Origin of the sequence: Acetobacterium wieringae, from assembly GCF_001766835.1 — a bacterium.
GTDB lineage: Bacteria > Bacillota > Clostridia > Eubacteriales > Eubacteriaceae > Acetobacterium > Acetobacterium wieringae.
The window spans coordinates 83,467-91,735 of sequence record NZ_LKEU01000009.1; the positions used below are offsets into that span (position 1 = coordinate 83,467).

Genomic DNA, 8,269 nt, shown 5'->3' on the forward strand with positions numbered 1-8,269 from the left:
AGGGGGTGTCTCATGAAGAGTTTTATTTTTGCTTTTAAACAAACAATTCCGGTGTTGTTTCCATATTTGTTTATTGGGATCGCTTTTGGCGTTTTGATGGATGAGGCGGGTTATACCGCGGGGTGGTCACTCATTTCGGGTCTTTTTATTTATGCCGGATCGATGCAGATCGTGATGGTTTCGCTGCTTACCGCTGGCGCTTCACTGGGTACCATTGCGATGATGACTTTTTTTGTCAATGCCCGGCATATTTTTTATGGTCTTGCCTTTATTGAGCGATTCCGGAAGATGGGACGAAAGTATCCATATATGGTTGTAACCTTGACTGATGAGGTGTACTCCATCCTGTGTAATATTAAATATCCAGTGGATGTGGATGCCCGGCAGAGTGATTTCTATATAACCCTGATTCTGCATCTGGTCTGGATTTTAAGCTGTCTGGCAGGGGCTCTATTTGGACAGTTGATCCCCTATGATCTGACTGGAATCGAATTTTCTGCGACGGCTTTTTTTATTACCGTCTGCATGAATCAGTGGAAGTCGATGAATTCACACTGGCCAGCTCTTACCGGGTTAATCAGCGCCGTGGTATTTTATACTATTCTGGGCCCCAATCAGTTTATTTTGCCAGCCTTAACCCTCAGTGTGCTGGTGCTGATTATGATGAAACCGAGATTAACAGCTGGACAAAAAATGCAACCGGTAAAAGAGTGTAAGCCAGCGTCAATTGATGGGGCGGAGGAGATCATCTATGAATACTAACTGGATCAGCACCATCGAAGCATTGGCAGTGGTAGCGCTGGTAACGATTTTTACCCGAGCACTGCCGTTCCTGTTTTTTGGCGGCAAAAAAAAATTACCAGATACGGTCAGCTATCTGGGAACGGTTTTACCGGCAGCAATCATGATTATATTGGTGGTTTTTTGTTTGCGAAATACGATTTTGACTGCTTATCCCTATGGATTAGCAGAGCTATTAAGTGTGGCTGCGGTGATTATTGTTCATTGCCTCAGAAATAATGTTTTTTTAAGCATTGCTGCCGGAACAGGACTGTATATGGTATTAATTCGAACGCTGTTTTTGATCGGCAGCTGACTGCTTGGGTGACTTCATCTATTTGGTTGATCAGAAAAATGTGTAAATTATTACCCAACGAGCCGTTTTAATATTTATTAACTGCTCTCGATGCGATATAATGAAATCATAATTCTTGATTAGCTGAGACAGCAGAAAAGGATGCAAAAAAATAGGGGGAACAAATGAGCACAAAGATGATTTCAAGATTAGTTACGTTATTAATGGTGTCAAGTCTGCTGTTGATAACCAGTGGTTGCGTTCGCACCCATACTTTTGGTGGTGGCGTCTATACCGGAGAATGGAAAAATGGCATGCCGAACGGTTACGGCAAGTTTGAGTATTCTGAGAATGTGATCTATGAAGGCGAATGGAAGGATGGCAAGCTGCATGGCCAGGGGACAGCCACTGGATATGAGGGAACAAAATTTCAGGGCGAATGGAAGTATGGCAAGCTGGATGGTTACGGAACCAAGACGGATCAGGGCAACACCTATGTGGGGGAGTTTAAAGAAGGCATGATGCATGGAAAAGGTACGCTGACCATGGCTGACGGAACCACTTATGTGGGAACTTTTGCCAATGATCAATACGTGGGGCCGTAAGTAATCGAGACAGTGATTTAAAACAGCATGATTTTTTCATGCTGTTTTTTTATAATCATTCTTGACAGCAGCGACAAACTAGTGTAGACTTACTAAGTAGGAACACTATATATTGCACACGTTAAAAAACGGAACTGGTGATTAAAGTGTTATGGTAAAAGTGCCAACAGACTAGTAATAAGGACTGATGATTATGGAGATAGTTGAACGACTGACACAATTTGGGCTGACCCGCCATGAGGCGGTGATTTATTTAACCCTGCTGTCCGAAGGCGATTTGAACGGGTATGAGGTGGCCAAGACGACCGGTATCTCAAGATCCAATGCCTATACCTCGCTGGCGTCCCTGGTAGAAAAAGGGGGGGCTTACGTGATCGAGGAAGCAACCATCCGTTATACCCCGGTAGCTATTTCTGAATTCTGTGACAATAAGATTCGAAAGCTCCAGGCTGCCAGGCAGGAGCTGATTGATACCATTCCCCGCAAACGGGATGCGGTGGAAGGTTATATCACCATCAAAGGAGAAGGGAATATCCTTAATAAACTGCGCAATATGATTCTGGAAGCCCGGGAGCGGGTATACATTTCGGTACCTGGTCAGATTCTGGAAACCGTAACCCCGGATATAGAAGCAGCGATTGACCGGGGCATCAAGATGGTGATCATCACCAATGGAGCCTGGGCGCTGGCAGGAACGATTATTCATCGTTCCGATCAACCCCTCCAACAGATTCGGCTGATTGCCGATTCAACCAATGTCCTTACTGGAGATATCAATAATGGCGAGTATTCCACCTGCCTTTACTCCCGGAAGCAGAATTTGGTGGATTTGTTTAAAGATGCGATGAAAAATGAAATAAAGCTGATTGAAATGACGAAAGGAAATCAATAATATGAAAAAAACGTTTGTTAACAAAGAAAAGTTAGAAGCAATTGTCAAACAATACCCAACTCCATTCCATCTGTATGATGAAAAAGGTATCCGCGAAAATGTTCGTAACCTCCAGGAGGCATTTTCCTGGAATAAGGGTTATAAAGAATACTTTGCCGTTAAAGCGACGCCCAACCCGACTATTTTGCAGATATTAAAAGAAGAAGGCTGTGGGGTTGACTGCTCATCCTATACGGAACTGATGATGTCAGATACAGTTGGTTTTGCTGGTGAGGATATCATGTTTACCTCCAATGTGACGCCTCGGGAAGATTTTGTTTTAGCACGAAAGCTTAATGCCCTGATTACCCTGGATGATATTACCCATATTGACTTTCTGGAAGAGGTGGCAGGACTGCCGGAAACGATCAGCTGCCGCTTTAATCCCGGTGGCGACTTTGTTATCGATAACGCCATTATGGATACTCCCCAGGTGGCTAAATATGGTTTCACCCGGGAACAGATGTCAGAAGGATTTGCGATCTTAAAAGATAAAGGCGTTAAGCATTTTGGAATTCATGCTTTTTTAGCCAGCAACACCATTGCCAATGAATACTATCCGGCTTTGGCCCGGATTCTGTTTCAGACGGCGGTGGAGCTGAATCAGGAAACGGGGGCTCACATTGCCTTTATCAACCTGTCCGGTGGGGTTGGGATTCCCTATCTGCCCGATCAGCAACCCACCGATATTTATGAAGTCGGCCGGGGCGTTCAAAAAGCCTTTGAAGAAATACTGGTACCGGCTGGCATGGGCGATATTGCCATCTACACTGAACTCGGCCGTTTTGTACTGGGACCATTTGGTCATCTGATTACCACTGCCCTCCATGAAAAACATACCCACAAAGAATATATTGGTCTTGATGCCTGTGCGGCTAACCTGATGCGACCGGCCATGTATGGGGCCTATCATCACATCACCGTGATGGGTAAGGAAGATGCCCCCTTGGATCACGTTTACGATGTCACCGGGGGCTTATGTGAAAATAACGACAAGTTCGCCATCGACCGCAAGCTTCCTAAAATTGATATCGGTGATCTGGTGGTTCTTCACGATACTGGGGCCCACGGTTTTGCCATGGGCTACAACTACAACGGCAAGCTGCGTTCTGCAGAAGTACTGCTAAAAGAAGATGGCAGCACCGAACTGATCCGTCGGGCTGAAACCCCAGCGGACTATTTCGCCACCCTGGATTTTTCCAAGTGGAAAAAGTAGTTTTAAATAGTAACACTAATATTAAAAAACTGAGTACCTAAAAATGTTACATCATGTTGTATGCATCAGGGCGAACAGGTCATTGACCTGTTCGATCCTGCAGCATACAACAGATTAACATTTGTCGGTACGGTTCTTTCAAGAGGACTTTATTAAATTATCAAGAGACGATAACGAAAGGAAAAAAATAAAATGGCATTAATTAATGAAAATTATCTAAAACTACCTGGATCCTACCTATTTTCAGAAATCGCACGACGGGTGGAAGCTTATAAAGCGGCCAATCCGGAGGCAAACATCATTCGATTGGGGATTGGTGATGTGACGAAACCGCTACCCGAAGCAGTCATCACCGGCTTACATAGCGCAGTTGACGAAATGGCCAGCGAAAAGACATTTAAGGGCTATGGTCCGGAACAGGGCTATGATTTCCTGCTGGAAAAAATTATCGAGTTTGATTTTAAAGCCCGGGGCGTTGAACTGGCGGTGGACGAAATCTTTGTCAGTGACGGTTCCAAAAGTGACACTGCCAATTTTCAGGAAATCTTCAGTCAGAATACCAGAATTGCCATCACCGATCCGGTATACCCGGTCTATGTCGACAGCAACGTTATGGCTGGTCGAAGTGGCACCTTAGGTGCTGATGGCAAATGGAGCGACATGGTCTACATTCCCTGTACCGCTGAAAATGGCTTTGTTCCCCAATTACCAACCGAAAAGGTGGATCTGATCTATCTTTGTTTTCCCAATAACCCGACTGGCACCACCATTAATAAAACCGAACTGAAAAAGTGGGTGGATTATGCCAAAGCTAACCAGGCCATTATTCTGTATGACGCAGCTTATGAAGCCTATATTCAGGAAGATGATGTCCCTCATAGTATCTATGAGATCGAAGGTGCCAAAGCGGTTGCCATTGAATTCCGTAGTTTCTCCAAAAATGCTGGCTTCACCGGAACCCGTTGCTCCTATGTGGTGGTGCCCAAAGAAGTGATGGGCTACACTGAAGCCGGGGAGCCGGTTGAAATCAATAAACTATGGAACCGTCGCCACTGTACTAAATTCAATGGTGTGCCCTACATCATTCAAAAAGGCGCTGAAGCGGTGTATACCGAAGCCGGTCAAGCGCAGATTAAGGCTCTGGTGGCATACTATATGAATAACGCCAAGCTGATCCGTGAAGGGGTTGCCAGTACTGGCATTGAAGTTTTTGGCGGTGTCAATGCTCCCTATATCTGGCTGAAAACGCCAGAGGGCATGGATTCATGGAGCTTCTTTGACAAACTCCTCACCGAGGTCAACATTGTCGGAACCCCTGGTGTGGGCTTTGGTCCCAGCGGTGAAGGCTATTTCCGACTAACCGCTTTCGGCAGCAAAGAAAACACTGAAGAAGCGATCCGACGTTTCACCACCGAATTTAAATTATAAGATCCTGCTAAACAAAAGATGCCCGGCAACAATGCTTGTCCGGGCATTTTTTATAGGACGGTTACTTGTCTCTGAGCAGTCACTCAGCCTTAAAAAATCATTAAAAGTGTTGACACTTTTCATAAAGTTACTTACAATATTGTTAGCACTCTTTCAGAAAGAGTGCTAACAATATACAAAATGAAGAAGAGGTATGTTATGGAAAAGAAGCAGTTTAAATCTGAATCCAAGCGTCTGATGGATTTGATGATCAATTCAATTTATACTAATAAAGAAATTTTTCTACGGGAATTGATTTCAAATGCATCGGATGCCATCGACAAGGTTTATTACAAAACATTAACCGACAAAGATAAAACCTTTAATAAGGACGACTACTATATCCGGATTCATCCCGACAAGGACAACCGTACTCTGACCATTGAAGACACCGGGATCGGAATGACCGAAGCGGAACTGGACGACAATCTGGGAACCATTGCCAAAAGCGGTTCCAGCGATTTCAAAAGCGAACAGGAAATGGAAGAAGATTTCGACATCATCGGTCAGTTTGGAGTCGGCTTCTATTCGGCCTTTATGGTAGCTGACAAGGTTACCGTGGAAACCAAGGCGGTTGATTCCGAACAGTCCTATATATGGGTTTCAGAAGGGGCTGACGGTTATACCATCGAACCGGGAACCCGCAAAACCCATGGTTCTAAAATTACCCTGCATCTCAAAGAAAATACCGAAGACAACAACTACGATGATTATCTGGAGCCTTACCGAATCCGTCATCTGGTGGAACATTACTCCAATTTTATCCGCTACCCGATTAAAATGGTGGTTGAAAATAGTCGCATTAAAGAAGAAACCAAAGACAGCGATAATCCGGAATACGAAACCTATCTGTCGGATGATGTGCTGAACTCAATGATCCCGATCTGGCGCAAAAATAAAAATGAGCTTACCGATGAAGACTACAACAATTTCTATCATGACAAACGACTGGGCTTTGATGCCCCGTTGGCCCATGTTCACCTCAGTATTGAAGGGGCCATGAGCTACAAGGCGATTCTTTATATTCCCGGTCAGGCGCCTTTTGACTACTACACCCGGGATTATGAAAAAGGTCTGGAGCTTTATTCCAACGGTGTCCTGATTATGGAAAAATGCAGTGAGCTGCTGCCGGATTACTTCAGCTTTGTCAAAGGGGTGGTGGACTCGGAAGATATTTCCCTGAATATTTCTCGGGAAATGCTCCAACAGGATCGTCAGCTGCGACTGATCAGCCGCAAAATCGATTCCCGAATTTCTGAAGAACTCAAAAAAATGCAGGAAAACGATCGGGAAACCTATGAAAAATTCTTTAAAGCCTTTGGTAACCAGATCAAGGTGGGTACCTATGATAAATGGGGTCAGGACAAGGAAAAACTGCAGGACTTCCTGCTCTTCTATTCATCCAAAGAAGGCAAGATGGTGACCCTCAAGGAATACGTGGAGCGGATGCCGGAAGACCAGAAATACATCTATTATGCCACCGGCTCATCGGTCAGCCAGCTGGAAAAACTGCCCCAGGTTTCGATCATCAAAGACAAGGATTATGAGATCCTGTATTTAACCGAAACCATTGATGAGTTTGTCACTCAGACCTTAAGACAATACGGCGAAAAAGAATTCCGTTCCGTATCCAGCCAGAATCTGGGACTGGAGGCACCGGAAGAAGATCAGAAAGATGATGCTGAGCAGACTTCCGAAATGGATGAAAAGCTGTTGGCAAAAATGAAAGAACTGATCGGTGATGAGGTGGTCAAGGTTAAAACCACCGCTCATTTAAAAGATGACGTGGCCTATCTGTCCACTGAAGGGGATCTGTCCATTGAAATGGAAATGACCTTAAACACCATGCCCCAGGGTGGCGATGTGAAGGCCAAGAAAGTGCTGGAAATCAACAAAAACCATCCGGTTTATGAAAAACTGAAAACTTTCTATGAAGCCGACGACGAGCAATTTGCCCTTTACACCGAACTGCTTTACAATCAAGCCCGCCTGATTGCCGGACTGCCACTGGACGATGTGGTGGCCTTTACCAAAAATATCAGCAAGCTGATGTAATCAGAGATTCGCTTGAGATACCGTACCGATCAATTGTTAATCTGTTGTTTGCTGCAGAATCGGACACTAATAAGAAATTATAAATTTCTTATTAGTCGCAGGCAGTCGCCAACTACAAGCCAGCTTGTGATTGGCTCGTTGCCTTTGCGCAGGCTATCGCCGTGTCCGCTCTGATGCAAACAACATGATCTAACAATTGTCGGTACTACGTTATTGCTAATTTACCTTATTTTCAATCACAACAATTACCGAGATGCCAGTGCTATTTGACAAGTGCTGGCAATTTTGCTACACTAATAGCAGTAACTGAAAGGCATAGCAGGATGATTTTAACAATTGGAATTGTCAATAATAGTTCAGTCAAAACACGCAAGGAATTTTCCAAGCCCCTATAGAATAGCCAGCCCTCATCGTCGGTAACAATCATCAAAACTTTGAATGCTATGCAGCGAGTTGATGATTGTCGAAAAAAAGCCCCCGATAAACCAGCGGTGGATAGCCATTATTTGTACTGTAAATTCGTCGTCGATTGTAATAATGGATATAGCGGTAAACAATCGTTTTGACTTCAACCATGGGCATACTTTTGGTATTAATTTTATAGAGCTTCTCTTTTTTCAGCGTTGCGAAAAAACTTTCCATCCGGGCATTATCATAGCAGCGGCCGGTGCCACTCATACTCTGGATGGCATTTGCTTTTTTTAATACCTTTCGAAAGCGTTGGCTGGTAAACTGCGTGCCCCGATCGGAATGAAGAATCATTCCTTCGGCACCATCATCTCTGCAGGCGTTCTGAAACGCTTCAACACAAAGGTCTGCCCGCATGTTGTCATCCATCCTGAAGCCCCGGATACTGCCGTCATAGCAATCAAAAATGGGTGCCAGATAAAGTTTTCCATCTTTACAGGGGATTTCTGTAA

8 protein-coding genes are annotated in these 8,269 nt (G+C 44.5%); 7 read left to right on the forward strand and 1 reads right to left on the reverse strand.

The window, feature by feature from the left end:
* Positions 1-12: 12 nt before the first annotated feature.
* From ACWI_RS00425 to htpG, 7 genes are all read left to right on the forward strand, one after another.
* Positions 13-762, forward strand: a complete 750-nt coding sequence (locus tag ACWI_RS00425) for an AzlC family ABC transporter permease (RefSeq protein WP_084633410.1) — start codon at positions 13-15, stop codon at positions 760-762.
* A complete protein-coding gene (locus tag ACWI_RS00430) occupies positions 752-1,096 on the forward strand; it encodes a branched-chain amino acid transporter permease (protein ID WP_070369471.1) in 345 nt (114 codons plus the stop codon). Before ACWI_RS00425 ends, ACWI_RS00430 begins: the two co-directional genes overlap by 11 nt.
* A 164-nt stretch (positions 1,097-1,260) precedes the next feature.
* Complete coding sequence (locus ACWI_RS00435) at positions 1,261-1,680, forward strand: MORN repeat-containing protein (RefSeq protein WP_070369472.1); 420 nt, start codon at positions 1,261-1,263, stop codon at positions 1,678-1,680.
* Between the two features lie 193 nt (positions 1,681-1,873).
* Positions 1,874-2,572 carry a TrmB family transcriptional regulator gene (locus ACWI_RS00440; RefSeq protein WP_070369480.1) on the forward strand — a complete coding sequence of 233 codons (699 nt, stop codon included), beginning with the start codon at positions 1,874-1,876 and terminating at the stop codon, positions 2,570-2,572.
* 1 nt (position 2,573) lies between these two features.
* Positions 2,574-3,827: a diaminopimelate decarboxylase gene (locus ACWI_RS00445; protein ID WP_070369473.1), complete on the forward strand. Its 1,254-nt coding sequence runs from the start codon at positions 2,574-2,576 to the stop codon at positions 3,825-3,827.
* A gap of 192 nt (positions 3,828-4,019) precedes the next feature.
* A complete protein-coding gene (locus ACWI_RS00450) occupies positions 4,020-5,255 on the forward strand; it encodes an LL-diaminopimelate aminotransferase (RefSeq protein ID WP_070369474.1) in 1,236 nt (411 codons plus the stop codon).
* A gap of 198 nt (positions 5,256-5,453) precedes the next feature.
* A complete protein-coding gene (gene htpG, locus ACWI_RS00455) occupies positions 5,454-7,349 on the forward strand; it encodes a molecular chaperone HtpG (protein ID WP_070369475.1) in 1,896 nt (631 codons plus the stop codon).
* 441 nt (positions 7,350-7,790) lie between these two features.
* Here htpG and ACWI_RS00460 read toward each other — a convergent pair.
* A partial coding sequence (locus tag ACWI_RS00460) for a DDE-type integrase/transposase/recombinase (protein WP_139142298.1) occupies positions 7,791-8,269 on the reverse strand: 479 nt, incomplete at its 5' end.